The organism is Arthrobacter pascens (genome assembly GCF_030815585.1).
Lineage (GTDB): Bacteria > Actinomycetota > Actinomycetes > Actinomycetales > Micrococcaceae > Arthrobacter > Arthrobacter pascens_A.
In genome coordinates, this window is sequence record NZ_JAUSWY010000001.1 from 1,763,734 (window position 1) to 1,787,952 (window position 24,219).

General features: G+C 64.1%; 21 protein-coding genes. 14 read left to right on the forward strand and 7 right to left on the reverse strand.

The annotated features are described in order from the left end of the window. Positions 1-391 precede the first annotated feature (391 nt). Positions 392-1,408 carry a DNA polymerase III subunit delta gene (gene holA / locus QFZ30_RS08240; protein ID WP_307075141.1) on the forward strand — a complete coding sequence of 339 codons (1,017 nt, stop codon included), beginning with the start codon at positions 392-394 and terminating at the stop codon, positions 1,406-1,408. A gap of 143 nt (positions 1,409-1,551) precedes the next feature. Here the strand turns inward: holA and rpsT are convergent, their stop codons facing one another. Both rpsT and QFZ30_RS08250 read right to left on the reverse strand, forming a co-directional pair. Beyond that, positions 1,552-1,812, reverse strand: a complete 261-nt coding sequence (gene rpsT / locus QFZ30_RS08245; protein WP_066291556.1) for a 30S ribosomal protein S20 — start codon at positions 1,810-1,812, stop codon at positions 1,552-1,554. A gap of 169 nt (positions 1,813-1,981) precedes the next feature. Continuing rightward, positions 1,982-2,521, reverse strand: a complete 540-nt coding sequence (locus tag QFZ30_RS08250) for a type II toxin-antitoxin system PemK/MazF family toxin (protein ID WP_307075143.1) — start codon at positions 2,519-2,521, stop codon at positions 1,982-1,984. 226 nt (positions 2,522-2,747) lie between these two features. Between QFZ30_RS08250 and lepA the strand changes: the two genes are divergently transcribed. Both lepA and hemW read left to right on the forward strand, forming a co-directional pair. Next, entirely contained in the window at positions 2,748-4,601 is a 1,854-nt protein-coding gene (lepA, locus tag QFZ30_RS08255; RefSeq protein ID WP_307075146.1) for a translation elongation factor 4, read from the forward strand. A gap of 36 nt (positions 4,602-4,637) precedes the next feature. Then, entirely contained in the window at positions 4,638-5,867 is a 1,230-nt protein-coding gene (gene hemW, locus QFZ30_RS08260) for a radical SAM family heme chaperone HemW (RefSeq protein ID WP_307075147.1), read from the forward strand. A gap of 32 nt (positions 5,868-5,899) precedes the next feature. Here the strand turns inward: hemW and QFZ30_RS08265 are convergent, their stop codons facing one another. Together QFZ30_RS08265 and QFZ30_RS08270 are read right to left on the reverse strand one after the other, a co-directional pair. Beyond that, positions 5,900-6,319 (reverse strand): DUF4870 domain-containing protein, encoded by a 420-nt coding sequence (locus tag QFZ30_RS08265; protein ID WP_307075149.1) that lies wholly within the window; start codon positions 6,317-6,319, stop codon positions 5,900-5,902. Positions 6,320-6,477: 158 nt separating this feature from the next. Next, positions 6,478-7,332, reverse strand: coding sequence for a DUF3097 domain-containing protein (locus QFZ30_RS08270; protein WP_307075151.1), 855 nt, complete (start codon positions 7,330-7,332; stop codon positions 6,478-6,480). Between the two features lie 191 nt (positions 7,333-7,523). Between QFZ30_RS08270 and hrcA the strand changes: the two genes are divergently transcribed. From hrcA to QFZ30_RS08285, 3 genes are all read left to right on the forward strand, one after another. Beyond that, entirely contained in the window at positions 7,524-8,537 is a 1,014-nt protein-coding gene (gene hrcA / locus QFZ30_RS08275; RefSeq protein ID WP_307075153.1) for a heat-inducible transcriptional repressor HrcA, read from the forward strand. Between the two features lie 82 nt (positions 8,538-8,619). Next, a complete protein-coding gene (gene dnaJ / locus QFZ30_RS08280) occupies positions 8,620-9,747 on the forward strand; it encodes a molecular chaperone DnaJ (RefSeq protein ID WP_307075155.1) in 1,128 nt (375 codons plus the stop codon). A gap of 2 nt (positions 9,748-9,749) precedes the next feature. Further along, positions 9,750-10,532: a 16S rRNA (uracil(1498)-N(3))-methyltransferase gene (locus tag QFZ30_RS08285; protein ID WP_307075157.1), complete on the forward strand. Its 783-nt coding sequence runs from the start codon at positions 9,750-9,752 to the stop codon at positions 10,530-10,532. 5 nt (positions 10,533-10,537) lie between these two features. Here the strand turns inward: QFZ30_RS08285 and QFZ30_RS08290 are convergent, their stop codons facing one another. Further along, on the reverse strand, positions 10,538-11,497 hold the full coding sequence (locus QFZ30_RS08290; RefSeq protein ID WP_373462828.1) for a GerMN domain-containing protein: 960 nt from the start codon (positions 11,495-11,497) through the stop codon (positions 10,538-10,540). Between the two features lie 365 nt (positions 11,498-11,862). On the opposite strand from QFZ30_RS08290, the gene QFZ30_RS08295 reads away from it, so the two are divergent. The 5 genes from QFZ30_RS08295 to QFZ30_RS08315 all read left to right on the forward strand — a co-directional run bounded on the left by QFZ30_RS08295 (position 11,863) and on the right by QFZ30_RS08315 (position 17,390). Next, positions 11,863-12,951: a PhoH family protein gene (locus tag QFZ30_RS08295; protein ID WP_307075159.1), complete on the forward strand. Its 1,089-nt coding sequence runs from the start codon at positions 11,863-11,865 to the stop codon at positions 12,949-12,951. Then, entirely contained in the window at positions 12,948-13,421 is a 474-nt protein-coding gene (ybeY, locus tag QFZ30_RS08300) for an rRNA maturation RNase YbeY (RefSeq protein WP_307075161.1), read from the forward strand. The genes QFZ30_RS08295 and ybeY overlap by 4 nt, the downstream gene beginning before the upstream one ends. Further along, a complete protein-coding gene (locus QFZ30_RS08305; RefSeq protein ID WP_307075163.1) occupies positions 13,418-14,749 on the forward strand; it encodes a hemolysin family protein in 1,332 nt (443 codons plus the stop codon). The genes ybeY and QFZ30_RS08305 overlap by 4 nt, the downstream gene beginning before the upstream one ends. Next, positions 14,733-15,707, forward strand: coding sequence for a GTPase Era (era, locus tag QFZ30_RS08310; RefSeq protein ID WP_307075165.1), 975 nt, complete (start codon positions 14,733-14,735; stop codon positions 15,705-15,707). Before QFZ30_RS08305 ends, era begins: the two co-directional genes overlap by 17 nt. Positions 15,708-15,803: 96 nt before the next feature. After that, a complete protein-coding gene (locus tag QFZ30_RS08315; RefSeq protein ID WP_373462829.1) occupies positions 15,804-17,390 on the forward strand; it encodes an LCP family protein in 1,587 nt (528 codons plus the stop codon). Between the two features lie 60 nt (positions 17,391-17,450). Here the strand turns inward: QFZ30_RS08315 and QFZ30_RS08320 are convergent, their stop codons facing one another. Further along, on the reverse strand, positions 17,451-19,403 hold the full coding sequence (locus QFZ30_RS08320; protein WP_307075167.1) for a M13 family metallopeptidase: 1,953 nt from the start codon (positions 19,401-19,403) through the stop codon (positions 17,451-17,453). A gap of 254 nt (positions 19,404-19,657) precedes the next feature. Between QFZ30_RS08320 and leuA the strand changes: the two genes are divergently transcribed. The 3 genes from leuA (at position 19,658) to QFZ30_RS08335 (ending at position 23,091) form a co-directional block, all read left to right on the forward strand. Continuing rightward, on the forward strand, positions 19,658-21,397 hold the full coding sequence (gene leuA, locus QFZ30_RS08325; RefSeq protein WP_307075169.1) for a 2-isopropylmalate synthase: 1,740 nt from the start codon (positions 19,658-19,660) through the stop codon (positions 21,395-21,397). A 99-nt stretch (positions 21,398-21,496) separates the two neighbouring features. Beyond that, the gene (gene recO, locus QFZ30_RS08330; protein ID WP_307075172.1) at positions 21,497-22,249 is read left to right on the forward strand and encodes a DNA repair protein RecO; all 753 of its coding nucleotides are present in this window, start codon (positions 21,497-21,499) and stop codon (positions 22,247-22,249) included. A gap of 2 nt (positions 22,250-22,251) precedes the next feature. Beyond that, positions 22,252-23,091 carry an isoprenyl transferase gene (locus QFZ30_RS08335; RefSeq protein WP_307075173.1) on the forward strand — a complete coding sequence of 280 codons (840 nt, stop codon included), beginning with the start codon at positions 22,252-22,254 and terminating at the stop codon, positions 23,089-23,091. Here QFZ30_RS08335 and QFZ30_RS08340 read toward each other — a convergent pair. Next, a complete protein-coding gene (locus tag QFZ30_RS08340) occupies positions 23,037-24,098 on the reverse strand; it encodes an alpha/beta hydrolase (protein WP_307080157.1) in 1,062 nt (353 codons plus the stop codon). The genes QFZ30_RS08335 and QFZ30_RS08340 overlap by 55 nt on opposite strands. Positions 24,099-24,219 lie beyond the last annotated feature (121 nt).

The following is a 24,219-nucleotide window of genomic DNA, read 5'->3' on the forward strand; positions in this document are numbered from 1 at the left end:
TTTAGATGAATACTCCTGGCGCCGTGGGCAGCCACCGCGCTGATTGCGGTTGCCGGCACCTTCAGTGCCGGCGTGGCGTGGACCGCCAGTTTATGGCGGCCTTTCCGGGCGCCTCGCTGCCGTGGCCCGAGGGAGTCTTCGGACTCCTGACCATGGCGATGCTGTCCTCGCTGAGCGAGGCCGTCACCTGGCTGGTTGTCCGGCCCCGCCAGGTCCTCCAGCTAGTCATGGCATTGCACTCCCGGACGGAGGCCGTCCTTGAGCTGGCGGAACAGCATGTGCGCCGGCAGCGGGCCAGGCACGGGCCTGACCGCCGCTGGCGCGGCTTGGAGCCACAGGCCCTCCATGGCAGGCTTAGAACCTGCACCAAAATTTCCAGGAGGAATCCCGAATGGCCGCTGCGCCGTCCCCGCGAACCCGGACATCTGCGTCCAACACCGCCACCTGGCGGGACGTTGCCCCGGCCGGAGTAGTGCTGGTCGGCGGGCCTGAGGAGTACCTCGGGATCAGGGCCATGGACCACATCAGATCGCAGGTGCGTGCCGCTTCCCCTGATGTTGAGGTCACACGGCTTAATGCCGGCAGCTACGAGGCCGGGACACTCGCAATGAACGTCAGCCCCTCGCTGTTCGGCGAGAGCAAGCTGATCGAGGTCGAAGGTGTTGAAACCATGACCGACGCCTTCCTGGCTGATGCCCTTGCCTACCTGGCCCGCCCGGAGCCCGATGCCGTCCTGGTGCTCCGCCACGCAGGGGGAGTGCGCGGCAAGAAGCTGCTCGATGCAGTCAAAACGGGCGGGTGGCCCGTTGTGGACTGCCAGCCCCTGAAAAAGGATGCGGACAAGGCTGCGTTCGTGGCCACCGAGTTCCGGGCCGCCGGACGGCGGATTGATTCCGACGCCGTGCGGACTCTGGTCAACGCCGTCGGCGCCAACCTTTCGGAACTGGCGGCAGCCTGCAGCCAGTTGATCGCGGATGCCAGCGGAGCCGTGACGTCAGACCTGGTGGACCGCTATTACGGCGGCCGGATTGAAGCCACGGCGTTTAAGGTTGCCGATGCGGCGATGGCGGGAAACGGACCGGCCGCTCTCTCCACCCTTCGCCATGCCCTCGCCACTGGAGCCGATCCGGTTCCGCTGGTGGCTGCGTTGGCCGCCAAGCTCCGGACTGTGGCGAAAGTGGCCGGCGCACAGGGATCCTCCGCGCAGATCGCCAAGGAGCTGGGAATGCAGGCCTGGCTGGTGGAACAGGCCCAACGTGACGTCCGCCGCTGGACCCCGGAGGGACTGATCCGCTCCATCCAGGCCACGGCTGAGGCTGACGCCCAGGTCAAGGGCCTCTCCCGGGATCCGGTCTACGCCGTGGAGCACGCGGTAACGGTCATTGCGACGTCGGTGCTGCGGCACTGACCCGTCGGGGAGGCCTGGCTATCTTCCAGGGAAGGTGGGTCATCCAAGGTGGGCCGGCAAAGTCAGGTTGGCAGCCTTAAACGTGTGTGGCCGGCGCCCAGAGGGCGCCGGCCACAAACATCAGTTCAGATGAACTGGAAACCTTACAGTGCGTTGACCTTCTTGGAGATCGCCGACTTGCGGTTCGCTGCGTTGTTCTTGTGCAGAACACCCTTGCTGACAGCCTTGTCCAGCTTGCGGCTGGCTGCAACCAGGGCAACAGCAGCTGCATCCTTGTCAGTGGACTCAACGGCGGTGTTGACAGCGCGGATGGCCGTCTTCAGCTCGGACTTGACTGCGTTGTTGCGCAGGCGAGCCTTCTCGTTGGTGAGGATGCGCTTCTTCTGGGACTTGATATTAGCCACGTGTGAACTCTCTTTTTAATGCGGAAATGGTCTAGAGGGCTTTCAGATTGGCCATTGACTGAGCGGCGTGGGGATACCTATGGCGGCCAACCATCAGTGGCCGTCGACCTGCACGGACACACAGCTATAAAGAATAGCAGATTGGCCCGGAGGCTGGCCATTTGGCGGCCTAGCTCCAGCCGTGTCGGCGGCGGAGTTCTGCGGCGACCAGATCAAAGCGTGCCCGTTCCAGAACGGCTCCCTCGCGCCGGATGCCTTCCGGGCTGATCTGGAGGATCCTTCGAAGATTTGCTTCACTCGGCCTGGACTGGCGGTCCCAGCTTCCAGTGCCGACATCCACGTAGTCGCCGGCACTGTTGCCGTCCTGGTCGTGGTCCCTGCTGGTAAGCATCAACCCGAGCAGGTGGGGACCGTTGTGTCCGATCAGCAGGACCGGACGGTCCTTTCCCCTGCTGTAGTCCTCTTCGTAGGGCACCCAGGTCCACACCACTTCACCGGGGTCAGGGTCACCGTCGGGTTCCGGGGCATAGTGGACTGCCGAGATTCCGTGGAAGTCGCCGGGATACCCGGCGGACACTCCGGTCCGAGCGCGCACGGGAGTTGGAGTTGCGGTGCTCCCAGGCGATCCGGTGCCGCCGGAGCGGAACCTTTCCAGGACCCGAAGGGACGTCCGGACTGCGTTGCCCAGTGAGCGGAGGTTTATTGCCATGGGGAAACCATATCCCCGGTCAGTCCTGGCGTTGGCCCCGCTTTAAGGAACCGGAGCCCCATTGCAGGACCAGTGCTCCTGCAATGGCGCACTGAGTTGTCCGCAGAATGCAGTGCGCGGCCCCGGGACGTGGGACACTGGAGGTTCCACATGTGCGGCCCGTCCGCAGGGCGCCTTCGTTGCGTCCTGGCGGAGGTCGTGTGAAAGCCAACAGTAAGGACCCTGCGTGTCTCCCATGGCCCGCACCGCCCCGGTGCCCGCCGCGACAGATCCGGCCATCATTCGGAATTTCTGCATCATCGCGCACATCGACCACGGTAAGTCCACCCTGGCCGACCGCATGCTGCAGTTCACCGGAGTCGTTCAGTCCCGCGACATGAAGGCCCAGTATCTGGACCGTATGGATATTGAGCGCGAACGCGGCATCACCATCAAGTCCCAGGCCGTTCGGATGCCGTGGGAGCTTGACGGGACCAGTTACGCCCTGAACATGATCGACACGCCCGGCCACGTCGACTTCACCTACGAGGTTTCCCGCTCGCTCGCGGCCTGCGAAGGCGCAGTGCTGCTCGTGGACGCAGCCCAGGGCATCGAGGCGCAGACCCTTGCCAACCTCTACCTGGCGATGGAGAACAACCTCACCATCATTCCGGTGTTGAACAAGATCGACCTCCCCGCTGCCCAGCCCGAAAAGTACGCGGCGGAACTGGCCAACCTGATCGGCGGCGATCCCGAGGACGTACTCCGCGTCTCGGGTAAGACCGGTGCCGGCGTCGAGGTCCTGCTGGACAAGATCGTCCGCGAACTGCCGGCCCCGGTGGGCGACCCCAACGCACCGGCCCGCGCCATGATCTTCGACTCCGTCTATGACACCTACCGAGGCGTTGTCACGTACGTGCGCGTGGTCGATGGCATGCTGCACCCCCGCGAACGCATCCAGATGATGTCCACTCGTGCCACGCACGAACTCCTCGAGATCGGTGTCAGTTCCCCGGAACCCACGCCCTCCAAAGGCCTCGGCGTCGGCGAGGTCGGCTACCTCATCACCGGTGTGAAGGACGTCCGCCTGTCCAAGGTGGGCGATACCGTCACCAATCTTGCCAAGCCGGCCGCTGATTCCCTTCCCGGCTATGCCGATGCCAAGCCCATGGTTTTCTCCGGCCTGTACCCGCTGGACGGCACCGACTACCCGGTGCTCCGCGATGCGCTGGAGAAGCTGATGCTCAACGACGCCGCGCTGGTGTACGAGCCCGAAACGTCCGCAGCGCTGGGATTCGGCTTCCGGGTGGGATTCCTAGGCCTGCTGCACCTGGAAATCACCCGCGAGCGGCTCGAACGCGAATACAACCTGGACCTGATCTCCACCGCCCCCAACGTGGAATACGAGGTGACGCTGGAGGACAAGAAGGTGGTCCACGTCACGAACCCCAGCGAATACCCCACAGGCAAGATCGCTGAAGTCCGCGAGCCGATGGTTTCCGCCACTATCCTGGCGCCGAACGAGTTTGTCGGCGCCATCATGGAGCTGTGCCAGAGCCGGCGCGGAGTCATGGGCGGCATGGACTACCTGTCCGAGGACAGGGTGGAAATCAGGTACCGCCTGCCGCTGGCCGAAATCGTCTTCGATTTCTTCGACATCCTCAAGTCCAAGACCCGCGGCTACGGCTCGCTGGACTGGAAAGCCGACGGCGAACAGGTGGCCGACCTGGTGAAAGTGGACATCATGCTCCAAGGCGAACAGGTTGATGCCTTCAGCGCCATCACGCACCGTGACAAGGCCTACGCCTACGGTGTGATGATGACTGGCAAGCTCCGTGAACTCATCCCCAGGCAGCAGTTCGAGGTGCCTATCCAGGCTGCCATCGGCTCCAGGATCATCGCCCGGGAAAGCATCCGGGCTATCCGCAAAGACGTTCTTGCCAAGTGCTACGGCGGTGACATTTCCCGAAAGCGCAAACTTCTGGAGAAGCAGAAGGAAGGCAAGAAGCGCATGAAGATGGTGGGCCGCGTCGAGGTCCCGCAGGAGGCCTTCATCGCCGCGCTGACCACCGACGAGTCCAAGGACAAGGCCAAGAAGTAGTGATGACCGTGGCCGGAACCACCGGAGGCCGCACCCGTGCCTAGCGTTCTTCCCCTCGGCGACCCCGCGCCGTCGGACGGTCTGTTGCCCCCGCAGGCAACGCAGGGCGCTGCGGACCGGGCCTTCGGGCTGTACGTGCACATTCCGTTCTGCGCCGTCCGGTGCGGATACTGCGACTTCAACACCTACACGGCCACAGAGCTGGGAGGCGGCGCGTCGCAGGACGCCTACGCCACCACCGCCGTGTCCGAAGTGGACTTCGCGGCAGCAGTCCTGCGGGACTCAGGGATTCCGGGGCGGCCGCTGAGTACTGTGTTCTTCGGCGGCGGCACGCCCACGCTGCTTCCGGCAGAGGACCTCGCCCGCATCCTCGGGGCTGCCATCAGCGAGTGGGGGATCGAGCCAGGAGCCGAGGTCACCACCGAGGCCAACCCCGACTCCGTCACGCCCGAGTCCCTTGCCGTCCTGAAGGAGGCCGGCTTTACCCGGGTTTCCTTTGGCATGCAGTCGGCTGTTCCGCATGTCCTGAAGGTTTTGGACCGCACACATACTCCCAGCCGTGTACCCCAGGTGGTGCAGTGGGCGCGGGACGCCGGCTTGGCCGTGAGCCTGGACCTGATCTACGGGACGCCGGGGGAATCACTGGACGACTGGCGGTACTCCCTCGAGACTGCCCTGTCCTACCAACCGGACCACATCAGCGCCTACGCGCTGATCGTGGAGGACGGCACCAAGCTCGCCGCGCAGATCCGCCGGGGTGAAGTCCCGGGAATCGACGACGACGACCATGCCGACAAGTACGAACTCGCCGACCAGCTCATCTCCGGCGCTGGCCTGGACTGGTATGAAGTCAGCAACTGGGCCCGGACACCGGAGCAGGCGTGCCGGCACAACCTGGCGTACTGGCGCGGTGACGATTGGTGGGGGATAGGACCGGGCGCCCACTCGCATGTGGGCGGCGTGCGCTGGTGGAACGTCAAGCACCCCACGGCTTACGCCGGGCGGCTCACGCAGGGCCTGTCCCCGGCGGCGGGACGGGAGACGCTGGACGCCGCAACGCGTGACGTGGAACGGGTCATGTTGGAGGCAAGGCTTGTTTCGGGCCTGGACATCGCATCGCTCGGTGATCAGGGCCGGCACGCCGTGGCCGAGCTCATCGCGGACGGCTTGGTGGAGGCGCCCGCTGCCTTCCGCGGCCGCCTGGTGCTGACCCTTAAGGGCCGCCTGCTGGCCGACGCCGTGGTCCGCAGGATCCTGCCGGACTAACCTCCACGGGCCCTGTCAAGGCGTGCTTCTGGCTACTTGATCCAGCGGAGGTTGAACTGGTACCGGTGCGGCTGGCCCCGGTTCACGTGGATGCCCGCCGCCACGGAGTAGCAGGTCAGGGCGATCCAGATCAGGGTCGCGATGACGGCAAAGATGTTCCCCACCACCGGGATGAAAACCAGGATATTCGCCAATACGGCAGCGATGGTGGGCGGCAGGCTGAAATTCAGCGCTTCCTTGGATTCCTGCGCAGTGAACGGCCCGCGGTCCCGGAAGATGAGGAAGATCAGCAGAGACGGGACGCATCCCAAGATCCCGCCGAAGTGGGCCAAAGTGGCCCACTGGCGGTCTTCGCTCGCCGTGAGCGGCAGTGCATTGGCCGGAACGCCATGGTACTCGGAACGGCCTTGGCCGCCCTGGTTGTCCCTGTGTTCGCGTGCGTCTTCTGCCACGGTTAATTCCTTCGTAGTGCAATGTTGCTGTGATGTGGAACTGCTGGCCTATTGAACTGCGGTCTGAAGTAAGAACAGCCTCCGCAGTACCAAGAATACTGGCTCGGCGGCGGAATGCCGCCTTGACAGTCTCGGAGCCGGATCTGCGCGCCCGGCAGCTACGGCACGGTCAGGAAGTCGATGACCTCCTCCACCCTGCCGAGCAGCGACGGTTCCAGGTCCGCATAGCTGCGGACTGCGCCCAGTAGCTTCTGCCAACCCAGGCCAATATCCTCCTTCGTGGAGTGCGGCCAGCCGAACGCGGCCAGTATTCCAGTCTTCCAGTCCTGCCCGCGGGGAACCACGGGCCATTGCCCGATGCCGAGTGTGGCCGGCCGGATAGCCTGCCACACGTCCACATAGGGGTGGCCAACGATGAGGACGTTGCCGGCAGCTCCTGGCGAAGCCATCACGGAGTCGGCTATGCGGGACTCTTTGGAGTCCGGCACCAGGTGGTCCACCAGGACACCCAGCCGCCGTCCGGGTCCGGGTCCGAATTCGGCGACCGCGGCCGCGAGATCATCGATTCCATGCAAAGGCTCGACGACGATGCCTTCCACCCTGAGGTCGTCTCCCCAGACTTTTTCCACCAGCTCGGCGTCGTGCTTGCCCTCTACCCAGATCCGGCTCGCCTTGGCCACCTGGGCCCGCTGGCCGGCCACCCGGACGGAACCGGAAGCTGTCCGTCCGCCTGCTGCGGCGGGCCCACCGGCCGGCCGAGATGCGGGCGGCATCAGCCGGATGGGCTCACCCTCCAGGAGGAAGCCGAAGCCCAGCCGGAAAGACCGTGACTTGCCGCGCCGGTCCTCCAAGGCCACAACATGCATGCCGCCGGACTTTTCAACCCGCGTTACAGCCCCCACCCAGCCGGACTGGACGTCCTCCAGGACCATTCCACGCTCCACCGGAACTTCAGGCAGCTGGTTCCTTGCGGGGGCGGAGATCTCCTGCGGGCCCCAGTTCTGGTACTGCATGGATTCACTCCGCCTTGCGCTAGATAGTGGCCCGGAATTTCGCCCGGAGCGGTACCAATGCTAACAACGCCGTGAGACATATTAGACTGTTAGCACTTAGGCATGTCGAGTGCTAACCCAAGAGTTGGCCCATCCAAGGGGAATCCCGGGCATGTAGGTGTAGAGGTTGTGACCGTAGACGGAGGTGGAGTGTGAGCGAGCCGCGCAAGCTGGAAGTACTGCGTGCCATCGTGGAGGACTACGTGCACTCCCGCGAGCCCGTCGGTTCAAAGGCGCTGGTTGAACGCCACCACTTGGGTGTGTCCAGTGCCACCATCCGCAACGACATGGCGGCGCTGGAGGATGAGGGACTTATCACTGCCCCGCATACCAGTGCAGGACGGATCCCCACAGACAAGGGCTACCGGCTGTTTGTGGATCAGATCTCCGCCGTCAAGCCTCTCTCGCCGGCAGAACGCCGGGCCATCCAGTCGCTCCTGGAGGGCTCGGATGACCTTGACGATGTCCTGGACCGCACGGTCAGGCTGTTGTCCCAGCTCACCAACCAGGTTGCGGTGGTGCAGTACCCGCACCTGAGCCGCGCCACTATCCGGCACATTGAATTCGTGCTCCTGGCACCCCGGCAGGTCCTTGTGGTGCTTATTGCGAACACCGGCAAGGTGGAACAGCGCGTGATCGACATCGGCCAGGACATAGGCGACGATGCCCTCTCGGGTCTGCGTGCAAGGTTCCTCGGCTCGCTTTCCGGGACACCGCTGAGCCTGCTGACGCAGTCGCTCCCTGCAGTGGTGTCCACCGTCAGTTCGGGCCAACGGCAGGCAGCGCAGGCCCTGGCTCACGGGCTGGAAACCCTGGCGCACAACAGCCGTGAGGAACGGATGGTCATGGCAGGCACGGCAAACCTCGCCAGGTCCAATGTGGATTTCCCCCTCAGCATCGGGCCGGTACTCGAAGCCCTTGAGGAACAGGTGGTGATGTTGCGCCTGCTCAGCGACATGGCGCAGGATCCTCGCGGAGTGACCGTCAGCATTGGCCGGGAAAACCCCTACGACGGCCTTGCCGAAGCCTCCGTTGTCGCAACCGGCTATGGGCCGGACAGCACCGCCAAGATCGGAATTCTCGGTCCCACGCGGATGGACTATCCCACCACAATGGCCGCCGTCCGGGCAGTAGCCCGCTACCTTTCAAGGATTCTGGGTCCGTGACATCGCGCACACTGGATCCAGGCACGAAGAGCAGTCCAAGTTTTCCAACTGCAGGCAGTACAAAAAGGAAGAGATACTAACTTTGAGCAGCCACTACGACGTCCTCGGAGTCTCGCCGGAAGCCACCGGAGAAGAGATCAAGAAGGCCTACCGCAAGCTGGCCCGCACCCTTCACCCGGACGTCAACCCCGGTGATGATGCGTCGGACCGCTTCAAGGCCGTGACCCACGCCTACGAGGTGCTCTCCGACCCGCAGAAACGCCGGGTCTATGACACCACCGGCAACGAGAACGGTACGGACAACGGCTTTGGCGGCGGCGGGTACTCGGGCCAGGGCTTTGCGTTCCAGGACATTTTCGACACCTTCTTCGGTGCCGGTGGTTCGTCCGGGCCGGCCTCCCGCGTCCGGCGCGGACAGGACGCGCTCATCAGCGTCCGGATCGAGCTGCGTGACGCCGTGTTCGGCGTCAACAAGAAACTCGAAGTGGACACCGCCGTCACCTGTCCCACGTGCAACGGTTCATGCTGCCGGGAGGGAAGCCACCCGGAGCGCTGCGACATCTGCGGCGGAAGCGGCCAGGTCCAGCGCGCCGTCCGCTCCATCCTGGGCCAGGTCATGACGGCGGCCCCGTGCGGTAGCTGCGAAGGATTCGGAACCATCATCAAGGATCCCTGCAACGAGTGCAGCGGACAGGGCCGTATCCGCAGCAGGCGTTCCTTGACCATCAAGGTCCCTGCCGGGGTAGCCACCGGAACGCGCATCCAGTTGTCCGGGCAGGGTGAAGCGGGTCCCGCCGGCGGTCCTGCCGGTGACCTCTACGTTGAGATCCGGGTCAACAACGACGCCACCTACGTCCGCGATGGCGACGACCTGCACGCCACCCTGAACATTCCGATGACGGCGGCGGCCTTGGGTACTGAGCTCACACTTGAGACCTTTGACGGAATGCAGGAGATCGACGTCAGGTCGGGAACGCAGTCCGGCGAGATCATCACTCTCCGCGGCCTGGGCGTGACCCATCTGCGGGGCTACGGCCGCGGCGACCTGAAAGTGCATCTCCAGGTTGAGACCCCCTCGAAGCTGGATTCGGCACAGGAAGACCTGCTGCGGCAGCTCGCGAAGCTGCGCGGTGAGCAGTTCACCGAGGGGAAGCTGGCAGCCAGCGGCGGCGTCTTCGCCAAACTCCGGGACCGGTTCGGTAACCTGTAGCGGTGAGCAATCCGGTTTTCTTCAGTGCCGTCGGGTCCCTTGACCAGGTGGTCCCCGGCGGGCGGTTTGTGCTTCAAGGACCGGAGGCCCGCCACGCAGTAACGGTCAAGCGCCTTACTGCCGGTGAATCCGTTGACATCGCCGACGGTGCGGGAAAACGGCTTACCGGAACTGTTGTCTCGGCCTCACCGTCCGAACTGACGGTGGAGTGCTCCGCGCTGGCCGTGGAAGGGCGGCCAGACATCCGGCTGGTCCTGGTCCAGGCGCTGGCCAAGGGCGACCGCGATGAACTTGCGGCCGAAACGGCCACGGAACTGGGTATCGACGCCGTCATACCGTGGCAGTCCGAACGGTCCATTGTGCGCTGGAAGGGTGAGCGCGCGGCCAAAGCCCATGCCAAATGGCAGTCGGTGGTGACAGCGGCAGCCAAACAGGCCCGCCGCGCGTGGATACCGGAGGTGCGGGCCGCCGTCGACACCCCAGGCCTGGTTGCCGCCGTGGATGCAGCTGACTTGGCCGTGATTCTTCACGAGGACGCGGTGCGGCCGCTGCGGTCCGTCCTGGAGTCCTGGCACGATTCCCGTGCCGGAACCGGCCCCCGCGAAGTCCTGCTCATTGTTGGGCCGGAGGGCGGCATCAGCCCCCGCGAAGTCACCAGGCTCTGTGGCGCCGGCGCCGTGACGGCGATCCTGGGCCACCACGTCCTGCGGTCCTCCACCGCGGGCCCGGCAGCCGTGGTGCTGGCAAGCGATGTGCTGGGCCGCTGGGCCGTGCCCGCCCGCTGAGGGAGCTAGCGGACGCTGAAGCTGCGTGTGTCGACGTACAGGTCCTGTTGGTTACCTGACGTGTCCACTTGGGAAACTCGGAGCTCGTAGTTGCCGGGAGTGAGCGTAAGGGCCAGGGTAAACACCCCGGACTGCGCAGCCTCGGCTGCGGCCGTCGTTTCGCCGGTGAGGAAGGGTGTCTTGTCCCCGTTGTCTTCAGCCCGCAGGATCTGCCAGCGGAGCTTGCCGCCCGGTAGGGTGCTGCGGCCGGTGATCTTGACGCTGCCGTCAGCCACCTCCACACCTTCCTGCGGATCAATGATCCAGACGGGCGCCACCATACCGGCGGTACGGGACATCAGCGTCCCAAGCCGCACATGGTTGAACGCGAGGTAGTCCGTATGTCCATCCACCAGCACCATTACCTGGATCTGCTGGCCGGAATCGATGAGGCCGGAACTCGCACCGGCGGCTGTGGCCGTATACACGAGCTGCTGAATGGCGCGGCCAGCCATGTCGGCGTCGAGATTGCTGTTGAAGGCGTCCTCTGAGACGTCGACAGTGATGACGTTCTTGCCTGAGATGGAGGTGGCCAACTTTTTCGGGTTCTGCCAGGGAGTGAAGAAATCCGGGTCAAGCGGCTTATCGGACATCATGGCGCGGAGCGCACGGGTTACCGGGTTTTCCTGCTCCGGCACGTCCCTGAATTCCCGGTACAGGAAAACGTTGCTGTTGCTGCGGCCGATCCAGTAGACAGGGGCCTTGTTGGACGACTGCGTGGTTTCCAGCGGTGCGCTTGTGGACGGGATGCCGGGGGAGTTGCTCGCGGTCACATTGCCGGGACCCGACGCCACTGTCGGTTCGGGGCCGGCGTCGGCGATGCAGCCCGTGAGTACCAGGGCAACAGCAAGGAGGCCAAGGAGGCACAGGGAACGGATCCGTCCCAATGCACGTCCCGTGGCAAGGGGCGTCGCTCTTCCCGGCACTGTGATGGCCGTGTCCTTCCTGGTTGTGGTGGGCCGGTCCCCGGACGGCCTGGATTTCCAGCATTGCACACGGCATGTTCCCGGCGGGGCCCAATTCCGCCCACCGGCGCAACTGCAACGGGAACGATATGAGGCCGATATGAAGTTGATACCTAAAGACGGGAACCATGTCTCAACCGAGGCCTCTCCACCCTGCGCCGAGACCTTCCGGCTGAGCCGCTGGAGAGTCCTTGCTGGCGTAAGATGATAGGAATCCGGTGACCACCGGCCTGCTCGGCAACCGCCGTGCAGGTCCCGTGTCATCCGCGGTGTCAACCGCACATTTATTCGAACTGGAGGGGACCCCAGGCCTGCGGGCCAGCACCATGACTGAATCAGCGAACGGAAAGCGCAGGCTAAACACCGGAGAGCGCGCCGCAGGAGAATTTCCCCATACCCTTCCCGGTATCCGGACGGAGGTGGTTCTCTTTGACAACTCCGATCAGATGGTCCAAACGCTCGGCAGCCATGATGAGGCTTTGCGCTTTGTTGAGGAACAGTTCCCGGCCGTAAACTTCCACGTCCGCGGAAACGAACTGTCCATCAGCGGACCTGCCAGCGATGTTCCCCGGATCATGCGGCTGCTGCACGAGGTGCGCGGCCTCGTGGCCCGCGGTACCGTGATCAGCCCCGCCGTATTGCAGCAACTTGTAGCCCTGCTGCGCAGCCAGTCGCTCCAGAACCCTGTGGACGTGCTGACCCATGACATCCTGTCCAGCCGCGGCAAGACCATCCGGCCCAAGACTCTGAACCAGAAAAACTACGTTGATGCGATCGATGCGAATACGGTGATTTTCGGGATCGGCCCCGCCGGAACAGGCAAAACCTACCTCGCCATGGCCAAAGCCGTCCAGGCCCTGCAGCAGAAGGAAGTCAGCCGGATTATCCTGACCCGGCCAGCCGTCGAAGCGGGCGAGAGACTGGGCTTCCTGCCGGGTACGCTGAGCGACAAAATCGACCCCTACCTGCGCCCCCTCTACGATGCACTGCACGACATGATGGACCCCGAATCCATTCCGCGCCTGATGGCCGCCGGAACCATTGAAGTGGCGCCCCTTGCCTATATGCGCGGGCGGACCCTCAACGATGCCTTCATCATTCTCGACGAGGCGCAGAACACCACACCCGAGCAGATGAAGATGTTCCTGACCCGGCTCGGTTTCGGCTCCAAGATGGTGGTCACCGGAGACGTCACGCAGGTGGACCTTCCCTTTGGCACGAGGTCCGGGCTGCGGATTGTGGAGGAAATCCTGCAGGGGATCGAGGACGTGAACTTCACCGTCCTGGATTCCACGGACGTGGTCCGTCACCGCTTGGTGGGCGACATCGTCCGGGCCTACAGCCTCTGGGACGATGTCCAGCGGAACCGGGTCAAGCACTCTGTGGCAAGGGAAAAGCGGGGAGAGCACGCGTGAGCATCGAGGTAAACAACGAATCCGGCATCCAGCTGGACGAAGCGGGGCTCGTAGCGCTCTCCAGGTACATCTTTGAGCAGCTCTACATTCACCCGCAGGCGGAACTGTCCATTCTCCTGGTGGACGAACCTGCCATGGAGAAGCTCCACATCGAGCTTATGGACGAGCCCGGCTCCACCGACGTGCTGTCCGTACCGATGGACGAACTGACCCCGGGCACTCCGGACCGGCCAACGCCGCAGGGGACGCTCGGCGACATCGCCGTGTGTCCACAAGTCGCCCAGGTCCAGGCCAAGAACGCGGGTCATTCGTTGCAGGACGAGATGCTGCTCCTGACCACCCATGGCATCCTCCACCTCCTGGGTTACGACCATGCTGAACCCGAGGAAAAGGAAGAGATGTTCGGCCTGCAGCGCGAACTCCTGTCCGGATTCACCGGCAAAGAAGCACCCGCCGAGACCACGAAGTGACTCCTCTGCTCCTCGTCTGCATGGCCTTGGCCTTCCTCAGTATTGCCGCGCTCCTGACGGCGGCGGAGGCCGCTTTTAATTTCCTTCCCCGGCACGACGCTGAAGATGCGCTCCTCAACAGCCGCGGAAGTGCGATGAAACGCATCCTTGCGCAGCCGGTGGCCCACATCCGGGCGTTGAGGTTCTGGCGGATCTGGTTCGAGATGGCCTCTGCCGTGGCAGTTGCTGTTTTGCTCCACAGCCTGCTGGATAACGTGTGGCTTGCCGGGCTGGCAGCCACAGGCATCATGGCGCTGCTCGGATTCGTGATTGTGGGAGTCTCGCCGCGGCAGCTCGGCAGGCTCCACTCCGCGGCGGTGGTCCGGTTTTCCGCACCCCTGATCCGGTTCCTGACCTGGATTCTGGGACCCATCCCCGCCTGGCTTGTGGCGCTGGGGAGCGCCGCCGCCCCTGGCGCTCCCGGCGGCGACGAGGCCTTCTTCAGTGAGCAGGAATTCCGCGAACTCGTGGACAGGGCGAGTGAGTCCGACATGATCGAAGACACCGAGGCTGAAATGATCCAGTCCGTCTTTGACTTTGGCGATACGCTGGTGCGTGCCGTTATGGTTCCGCGGACGGACATCCTCAGCATCGACGCCGGATCCAGCCTCAGGCGGGCCATGTCCCTTTTCCTGCGGTCCGGCTACTCACGGATCCCGGTGATCGGGGACAGCGCCGACCAGATCCTGGGCATCGTCTATCTGAAGGATGTTGCCTCAACGCTCCACGAACTGGGTCCCGACGAGGAGCCGCCGCTCGTCGAAGCACTCGCCCGCGAAGTGCGGTATGTTCCGGAATCCAAGCCGGTCAGTGACCTGCTGCGCGAGCTTCAGAAGGAATCAACCCATGTGGCAATCGTCATCGACGAATACGGCGGCACCGCCGGCCTTGTCACGCTGGAGGATCTCATCGAAGAGATCGTCGGCGAAATTGTGGATGAATATGACACCGAAAGTGCCGAGGCCGTGGCACTCGGGGATGGTTCGTTCCGCGTAAGCGCCCGGATGAGCATCGACGATCTAGGGGAACTCTTCGACATTGAACTCGACGACGACGAGGTGGACACCGTCGGCGGGCTGCTGGCCAAGGCCCTTGGCCGGGTTCCGATCGTAGGGAGCAGCGTGAAGGTGGATGGCGTATCGCTGCGCGCCGAACGGCTCGAAGGCCGCCGGAACCGCGTCAGCCACATCATTGCGGCGGCAGTACCAAAAGTAGACACTGACCTTGAAAACCTCCTCGACGAGGCGGAAACAACCCACCAGGGAGTTCCACGTGAGCAAGAAAAATAGGCCCCGAATCAACCAGGATTCTGCGAACGAAGACTTCGGCGGCTTCCGCGCCGGCTTCTCAGTCCTGGTAGGGCGCCCCAATGCAGGCAAGTCCACCCTCACCAATGCCCTGGTGGGCAAGAAGGTGGCCATCACTTCCGCCAAGCCGCAGACCACCCGCCACACGATCCGAGGAATTGTCCACCGCGATGATGCGCAGCTGATTCTGGTCGACACCCCGGGCCTGCACCGCCCGCGCACGCTGTTGGGCAAACGCCTCAACGACCTGGTGGCTGACACCTTGGCCGAAGTGGACGCGATCGGTTTCTGCTTGCCGGCCAACGAAAAAATCGGCCCGGGCGACAAGTACATTGCCGCCCAGCTTGCCGCCGTGGGAAGCAAGCCCATCATCGCGATCGTCACCAAGGCGGACCTCGTGGACCGCCAGGCATTAACTGAACAGCTCCTCGCAGTCGCGGCGCTTGGCCGTGAAGTACTGGGGGAGGACGGCTGGAAGGACATCGTTCCGGTCTCCGCCACCGACGGCTTCCAGGTGGGCACGGTGGCCGATGTGCTCATCAGCCACATGCCGCCGTCGCCGCCGCTGTACCCCGACGGAGAACTGACCGACGAACCCGAGGCCGTGATGGTGGCCGAACTCATCCGGGAAGCTGCGCTGGAAGGCGTCCGCGACGAACTGCCACACTCCCTGGCGGTGGTTGTCGACGAGATCGTGGCCCGTGAAGGCCGCGCCGAAGACAACCAGCTCCTTGACGTGAGGGTCAATCTTTACGTGGAGCGACCCTCCCAGAAGGCCATCATCATCGGCAAGGGGGGTGCCCGGCTGCGCGAAGTAGGCACCAACGCCCGGAAGGGAATCGAGGCCCTCCTCGGCACACGTATCTATCTTGACCTCCATGTCAAGGTGGCCAAGGACTGGCAGCGGGATCCGAAACAGCTGGTTAAACTCGGCTTCTGACGCCCCGAAACGTTGCCTCCGGCCGTTCGTCCGGCGTTTTCCCAGCCTGGACAACTAAAATAGGCCGGATTCAGATTTTAGAGGAAGGTACACCCTGTGGTGCGAGGTCGCGACAAACGCGAATACGGAGCTGACCCGTCAGCCGGATCCGGGCCAGTTTCCCGTCACGCAGACGATCCCGCCGTCGGCTCCGCCCGCCATCTTGGAGTGCAGCGCCGGATGCCGGTGTGGCTCAAGGTGACCACCGCCGTGGCTTCCATCGTGGTTCTCGGAGGCCTTGCCTTTGGCGGGTTCTGGTTCTTCCGGCTGCAGTCGCAGATCTCCAAGGCGCCGCTCACTGCCGGCAACGGCTCCGCGAATGCCGTGAACGACTCCAGTGACAGGATGCAGATCCTTATCCTCGGCTCGGATACCCGTGATGGCAAGAACGCCGAATACGGCACAACGGAGGACTCCAGCGGCTACGGACAATCAGATGTGATGATGCTGATGGACATTTCGGCGGACAACAAGCGGGTCAACGTCATCAGCTTCCCGCGGGACCTCCTGGTGGACATCCCCGAGTGCAAGGATCCAAAGACGAACCAGGTCTACCCTGCCCGCAGCGGAGTCATGATCAACGAGGCCATGGCCCAGGCGGGCATCGGCTGCGCCGTTGACACCGTCAACAAGCTCACCGGACTCGAAGTGGACCACTTCATGATGGCGGACTTCAACGCCGTCAAGGAGCTCTCCAATACCGTGGGCGGTGTGCAGGTCTGCATCAGTGACGCCGTCTACGATCCTGACTCCCGCCTACGGCTGCCCAAAGGTACGTCCTCCGTCGAAGGGGAAATGGCGCTGGCCTTCCTGCGGGCCCGACATGCCTTCGCTGACGGCGGCGATCTGGGCCGCATTAAGGCCCAGCAGGGGTTCCTCTCGTCACTCACCCGCAAAATCAAGGACGACGGCACTTTGTCCGATCCCGGCAAGATGCTGCGGATCGCCGATGTCGTCACCCAGAACCTCACAGTGGACGAGGGCCTGGCATCAGTACCGTCACTCCTCACCATCGGGAACCGGCTGAAGAATATCGATATCAGCAAAGTGGCGTTTGTGGCTGTCCCCACAACCGCTGCAGTCACCGATCCCAACCGCCTGCAGGTCGCTGAACCGGCAGGGTCGCAGCTGTTCTCTGCCCTCCGCAAGGATGTGGACCTCACTGATCCCACGGCGCCAACCACCAGCCCGAGTCCGTCACCGACGGACGGTGCACCTGCCTCGCCTGCACCAACCCCGACCGAAACGACCCCGGCCCTGCCGCCCTACGACAAGGCCTTGCAGCCCGTGTCTGTGGCCAACGGAACCGGTGTGCCGGGACGTTCCCAGGAGATCGCCAAGTTACTGCTGACGGATGGCTTTGCCCAGCCCGGGCTGCTGGAGGCCCAGGCGCTGGCGCAGTCCGTTGTCTACTACGGACCGCAATACGCCGATGTGGCAGCCGATGTGGCGGCATTGCTGGGAATCCCAGCGGAGCAGGTACTGCCGGCGCCGGCCCTCGTCGGGGTGCAGGTCTACCTGGGTGAGGACTTTTCCAAAGGCACTAAATACGGTGCGGTTGCCCTGCCGGCGGACATCGTGAACCAGACAGCGGGAGACACCGTCTGCCAGCAGGCCAATCCGGAGCTGATCGTCGCGGGCTAGCCCGGGGCGGCACATAGGCGGGGCCGGCCATGTGGTCAGCCCCGCCTATGTGCTTCGGCGCTACCAGATACTGACGCGTTCCTCGTGCGGCATCCACATGCCGTCCTCTTCCGTCACGCCAAAGGCCTCATGGAAGGCGTCCAGGTTTTTGGCGATGGCATTGGTCCGGAATTCGTTGGGGGAGTGCGGATCGGTGGCCAGCCTGCGGACGGCTTCCTCGGCCCTGATCACCTGGCGCCAGCCGGCGGCCCAGGAGGCAAAGAAGCGCTGCTGGCCCGTCAGCCCGTCCAGCACTTCCGGCTCTTTGCCGTCCAGGCTGATGAGGTAGGCCTTGTAGGCGATGGTCAGGCCACCCAGGTCGCCGATGTTTTCCCCGAGTGTCAGCTTGCCGTTGACGTTATGCCCGGGCGCCGCATACGGGGACAGGGCGTCGTACTGCGCAACCAGCTTGGCGGTCAGTTCCTCAAAGGCCTTGCGGTCCTCCTCGCTCCACCAGTTCCGGAGGGCGCCACCGCCGTCGAACTGCGAACCCTGGTCGTCAAACCCGTGGCCGATCTCGTGGCCGATGACGGCACCTATCCCGCCGTAGTTGACGGCGTCGTCGGCGTCCGCCGTAAAGAACGGCGGCTGCAGGATGGCGGCCGGGAAAACGATCTCGTTCAGCATCGGGTGGTAGTAGGCGTTCACCGTCTGCGGCGTCATCAGCCATTTGTTGAGGTCAACCGGTTTGCCCACCTCATCCAAATGCCGGTCGACGTCGGCGTTGTGTGCCCGCTCGACATTCCCCAGCAAATCCGTGGGGTCAATCTCCACCGCGGAGTAGTCAATCCACTTGTCCGGGTAGCCGATCTTGGCGCGGAAGGCGCCCAGCTTCCGGAGCGCCTCGGCCTTCGTCTCCTCACCCATCCACTCAAGGCCCATGATGCTCTGGCGGTACGCCTCAATCAGGTTGGCCACAAGCGACTGCATGCGCGCCTTATGGGTTTCGGGGAAATGCCGGGAGACATAGATCTGTCCTACCGCTTCTCCCAGTGCCGCTTCAACGACGCCGACCCCTCGCTTCCAGCGATCCTTGTTCCGGGGGGTGCCGCTGATGGTGGTGCCGTAGAAGGCAAAGTTGGCGTCCACAAAGGCGGAGGAAAGGTAGGGTGCGGCCGCGCCGATGACCCGCATGGCCAGCCATTCCTGCCAGGTGGCCAATGGTTCCGACTTCAGCAGCCCGGCAGCACCGCTGAAGAAATCCGGGGTGCTGACCACGATTTCCTGCCGTTTGTCGGCATCGATGCCGGCCGCTTCGAACCACGTGCCGAGCAGCGGGAACAGGGACAACGCCTCTTCAGCGGTCCTGAGGTTGTAGGTCTTTTGCGGGTCCCGCAGCGTGACGTTGTCCCAGTGGTGGGAGGCCAGCTTTGTCTCCAAGCCGACAACCCTGCTGGCCGCCGCCTCTGCGTCCTGCAGGCCGGCGAGGTTGAACATGCTGCGCACGTGGTTGCCGTAGGCAGCGACCATCGGAGCGAATTTTTCTTCGCGGTAGTAGGACTCGTCGGGCAGGCCCAGGCCTCCCTGACCGGTGTAGAGCAGGATGCGGTCCGGGTTTCCCGCATCCGGTGCAGGGTAGATGTAGAAGAGCCCAGACACGTCCGCCCTGAAGAGCCGCCCTGCCAAGGCGATCAGCTCGGGAATGGTGGTTGTGGCAAAGACATCTGCCAGCCGCTGCCGGATAGGCTCCATGCCCTTGGCCTCGACGGTGGCCTCGTCCATGAAACTGTTGTAGAGTTCACCGATTTTCCGTTCGATTCCGCTGGCCCCTTCGGCCTTGGCCGCTGCCTCCTCGATAATGTCCCGGACCGCGATCTCGGCGCCGTCGCGCAGGGCCGTGAAAGTTCCCTCCAGCGGACGGTCATCGGGTATTTCGGTGGCTTTGAGCCACGCCCCGTTCACATGCTGGTACAGGTCATCCTGCGGGCGGACGCTCTGGTCTATGTTGGACAGGTCAATCCCCGAGATGGGCACGGAAGCTCCTTCGTGTGACGTGCCGCGGCCGGCGCGGGCACCGGCGCGGCGTCTGCATGGTGGACGTTACGGGAGATGTTGCTCCTTCATCTTACGCACGCGTGTTACTCTCAAATGGTGCGCGCAGAACACCTTCTTCTTAGCTGCCGCGGCGAGGCCTCAGACGCGATCTAGCGCAAGGCCACCCTCGCTGCGGAGTTTGTGTTGCCCGGCCACCCTTTCAGATTTGAACCACAGAAAAGGCCCCGATAGTAATGCGAAACGCACAGAAGCCCTCAGGAATGCCTGCCCACCGCTACCGCCCGTTCCAGGACCAGATCACTGTTGAACTGCCGGACCGCACCTGGCCAGACAAGGTCATCACCGCCGCGCCGCGCTGGTGTGCCGTGGACCTGCGCGACGGCAACCAGGCCCTCATCGACCCCATGAGCCCCGCCCGGAAAATGAAGATGTTCGACCTGCTGGTGCGGATGGGCTACAAGGAAATCGAGGTCGGCTTCCCGTCGGCTTCACAGACCGATTTCGACTTCGTCCGCCAGCTCATTGAAGGCAACCACATCCCTGACGATGTCACCATCCAGGTCCTGACGCAGGCACGCGAGCACCTGATCGAGCGGACATACGAATCCCTGGTCGGCGCCAGGCAGGCAATTGTCCACCTGTACAACTCCACCTCCGTCCTGCAGCGTCGCGTGGTGTTCAACCAGGACGAGGACGGCATCATGGACATCGCGCTCCAAGGTGCCCGGCTTTGCAAGAAGTACGAGGAAACACTCGTTGACACGCACATCACCTATGAATACTCACCGGAGTCCTTCACGGGCACCGAGCTGGAATACGCCGTCCGGGTGTGCAACGCCGTCGCGGACGTCTTTAAGGCGTCCGCCGACAGCCAGGTCATCATCAACCTGCCCGCCACAGTGGAGATGGCCACGCCGAACGTCTATGCCGATTCCATAGAATGGATGAGCCGCCACCTGCACCCGCGTGAAGGAATCATCCTCTCCCTGCACCCGCACAACGACCGCGGTACGGGAGTTGCTGCTGCCGAGCTGGGCTACATGGCAGGCGCGGACCGGATCGAAGGCTGCCTCTTCGGTAACGGTGAGCGCACGGGGAACGTGGACCTGGTCACCCTGGGCCTGAACCTGTTTGTCCAGGGCATTGACCCCATGATCGACTTTTCCGACATCGACGACATCCGCCGGACGGTTGAGTACTGCAACCAGCTGCCTGTCGCCGAGCGTTCCCCGTACGGCGGAGACCTCGTCTTCACCGCATTTTCCGGATCGCACCAGGACGCCATCAAGAAGGGCTTCGAGGCGCTGGAGCGGGACGCCGCAGCCGCCGGCAAAGACGTCGCGGACTTCACCTGGCAGGTTCCGTACTTGCCGGTGGACCCCAAGGACCTGGGCCGCAGCTACGAGGCGGTCATCCGGGTCAATTCCCAGTCGGGCAAGGGCGGCGTTGCCTACCTGCTCAAGAACGAGCACAGCCTGGACCTGCCGCGCCGCGCCCAGATCGAATTCTCCGGGGTGATCCAGAAACGGACGGATACCGTGGGCGGTGAGGTCAGCGGCGCCCAGCTCTGGCAGCACTTCCAGGACGAATACCTGCCCTCCGCCAAGGCGGATGGCCAGTGGGGCCGCTATTCGCTGGGTTCCGTCAGCACCGAAACCGATGAGGACGGCGGCATGACCCTGCACGCCTCACTCACCGTTGACGGTGTCCAGGTCCGCCGCACCGGTACCGGCAACGGACCGATCGCCGCCCTCCTGAGCATCCTGCGTGAAGACGGCGTGGACGTCCGCGTCCTGGATTACAGCGAACACGCCTTGTCCGAAGGCGGCAATGCCATGGCCGCAGCGTATGTTGAGTGCGCAGTGGGGGAGCGGGTCCTGTGGGGCATCGGCATCGACGCCAACACCAGCATGTCGTCGTTGAAGGCCGTGATCTCCGCGGTCAACCGGGCCATCCGGGATTCCCGGGCCTGAGCCGGCGAAGCGCCGTTCGGTTGCGCGCCGGGATTCCCGGCGCGCAACCGTACGCACGTGGATGATCCGCTTTCCCGGAAGACAGTGCGAAGATTAACCGTGGTCCAACAATCATTTGCCGCCCGCGCGTACCGCGATGACGCCGTCGTGCTGCGGACCCACAAACTGGGTGAGGCAGACCGCATCATCACCTTGCTGACCAAGCACCACGGGCAAGTCCGGGCTGTGGCCAAGGGTGTCCGGCGGACCAGCAGCCGGTTCGGTGCCAGGCTGGAGCCGTTTATGGTCGCTGACCTCCAGCTGGTGTCCGGACGCAGTCTGGACATCGTTACACAGGCTGTCGCCAAAGGTGCGTACGGCGGAAATATTGCCGCCGACTACGGACGGTATACGGTGGCTGCTGCCATGACAGAGACCGCCGAAAAACTTACTGACGTTGACGGTGAAGCCGGCACGGCGCAGTACAACCTGCTGGTCGGTGCCTTGGCTTCCCTGAGCCGGGACGAACACACCCCTGGCCTGATCCTTGATTCGTATCTTCTGCGTGCCCTGGCAACCGGCGGCTGGGCGCCGAGCTTCACGGTGTGCGCCCGCTGCGGTACGCCTGGTCCGCATACTGCCTTCTCGGCGCCGCTGGGGGGCATGGTCTGCGGTGACTGCCGGCCGCCTGGCTCTCCTGCTCCGGCTGCGGGAACCGTGGTTCTGCTTGGTGCGCTGCTGACGGGGGACTGGCCGACGGCGGACGCTTCCTCCCCGGTTCACCGGCGGGAAGCTGCCGGACTGGTTGCCGCCTACCTGCAGTGGCACCTTGAACGTGTCCTGAAATCCTTCAAACATGTGGAGCGTAGCTGACAGTGGTCCTGGGAAAAAAGAACAACCCTGCACGGAAGCGGACCAACCCGGTGATTGCGCCCTATCCCCACCCTTCCGGTGCCGTGGCCCCGACGATTCCCGCCGAATTCGTTCCGCGGCACGTCGCCATCGTGATGGACGGCAACGGCCGCTGGGCGAACCAGCGCGGGCTGCCGAGGATAGAGGGCCACAAGGCCGGTGAACCTGCGCTCCTGGATGTGATGGCCGGTGCCATCGAGCTGGGCATCGAGTACGTCAGCGTCTATGCGTTCTCGACGGAGAACTGGCGACGCTCGCCGGAGGAGGTGCGCTTCCTGATGGGTTTTAACAAGGATGTGTTACGTCGGCAGCGGAACCAGCTGGATGAGTGGGGCGTGCGGGTGCGGTGGTCCGGCCGCAGGCCCAGGCTCTGGGGATCTGTCATCCGGGAACTTGAAGAGGCCCAGGACTACACTGCCGGCAACAGCACCTGCACGTTAACCATGTGTGTTAATTACGGCGGCCGCGCCGAGATTACGGACGCGGTGTCCGCCATCGCCGCGGAGGTGGCTGCGGGAAGGCTGAAAGCCGGAGCCATCACCGAGAAGACCATCCAGAAGTACCTTGACGAACCGGACTTGCCCGATGTGGACCTGTTCCTGCGGAGCTCCGGGGAGCAGCGGCTGTCCAACTTCCTGCTCTGGCAGTCCGCATACGCAGAGTTTGTCTTTATGGACACACTCTGGCCGGACGTGGACCGCCGGACCCTGTGGGACGCCGTGGAAATCTATGCCCAGCGGGACCGGCGTTACGGCGGAGCGGTGGATGCGGCCCCGTTTTCCTCGGGACCCGGGTCCGCATAACCGCGCAGCCAGCGCGCCAACCGGGCATAGGCATCGGTCCGTATCTTGGGTGGCGACAGGAAAACATCGTGTAATGCGCCGTCGATCCGTTCCACCGTGACCGTGCGCCCAAGAGTCAGAGCCCGGAGGGCGATGATGTTGACGTCAAGGACGGCGTCCGTCCGGCGCATTTCCTCGGTCCAAAACGGGCCGTTGGCGCTGCCACCCGATAACAGGACCAGAATGGGGATCTCGATGCCCAGGCCCCGCGCCACCTTGGCGTGACCGGTAAGGACGGCGTTCAGCCAGCCGGCCCGCAGCGGGAAGGCCATTGGCGGCCTGAACCGGTCGTCAAGTGTCCATTCGCCGTCGGCGGAGCTGCTGATGGTCCGCCAGTAGAAGCCCCGCTCGGGTAGGCGGAGGACCGCCTCAGGGCGGAAGCGGGCCACCGGACCCACCATGGTTGAGGCCGCACGCCGCACCAGCGAACTGCCATGGATTTCGAGCCAGGGGCTGTTCAATACCAGCTGCGCCGCGGCTCCGGGGTGGTTGCTCACCCAGAGGGCGGCCACCAGGCCACCGGTGGAGTGACCCATCAGCGTGAGCATGGGCGGCCGGTCCGGCGCTACCTCGGTACGCTCCGTTCCGGGGTCACCGTCCTTTGCGTGGCGGACATCGGCTCCGATGATGCCAATGGCTTTGCTGATCTCCGCGTCGTAGTCAGCCAGGTCCGCCACAAAGCCGCCGGGCGTGTCTGGGCGGAGGCTCCGGCCGTGGTTATGCATGTCGAGTGCGTAGAACTCGTACCCACTGCGGCTCCAGAACTGGGCGAGGTCGACGTTGAAGAAATAGTCGCTCCATCCGTGAAGGAACAGCACGGTCCGGCGGCGGCCGGTAACGGGGATGGGCTCCTGCCCCACCGGCCGGAACCGCACGAGGGTCGCTGTACGCTCCAGGCCGTCGTTGCCTGCTGCCCGGAACGTGCACGCTTCGAAGCCGTCACCGAGGATGTCGGGCTGCCAGTTCATGCTGGTCATGGCTTCATGCTAGCCCGCCCTCCCTACTCCTGAGCCGGATCGGCCTGGCACTTGACGCCTTGACCCCTCCGGCCGCCGGCCATACCCGAAAGGGCTCGTTGCGTCCCGGGTT

Coding starts and splice junctions, on each gene's coding strand:
- holA (WP_307075141.1), top strand. CDS start 392: ATGGCCGCTGCGCCGTCCCCGCGAACCCGGACATCTGCGTCCAACACC.
- QFZ30_RS08250 (WP_307075143.1), bottom strand. CDS start 2,521: ATGGCAATAAACCTCCGCTCACTGGGCAACGCAGTCCGGACGTCCCTT.
- QFZ30_RS08270 (WP_307075151.1), bottom strand. CDS start 7,332: ATGCAGTACCAGAACTGGGGCCCGCAGGAGATCTCCGCCCCCGCAAGG.
- QFZ30_RS08295 (WP_307075159.1), top strand. CDS start 11,863: ATGACTGAATCAGCGAACGGAAAGCGCAGGCTAAACACCGGAGAGCGC.
- leuA (WP_307075169.1), top strand. CDS start 19,658: ATGCGAAACGCACAGAAGCCCTCAGGAATGCCTGCCCACCGCTACCGC.
- QFZ30_RS08340 (WP_307080157.1), bottom strand. CDS start 24,098: ATGAACTGGCAGCCCGACATCCTCGGTGACGGCTTCGAAGCGTGCACG.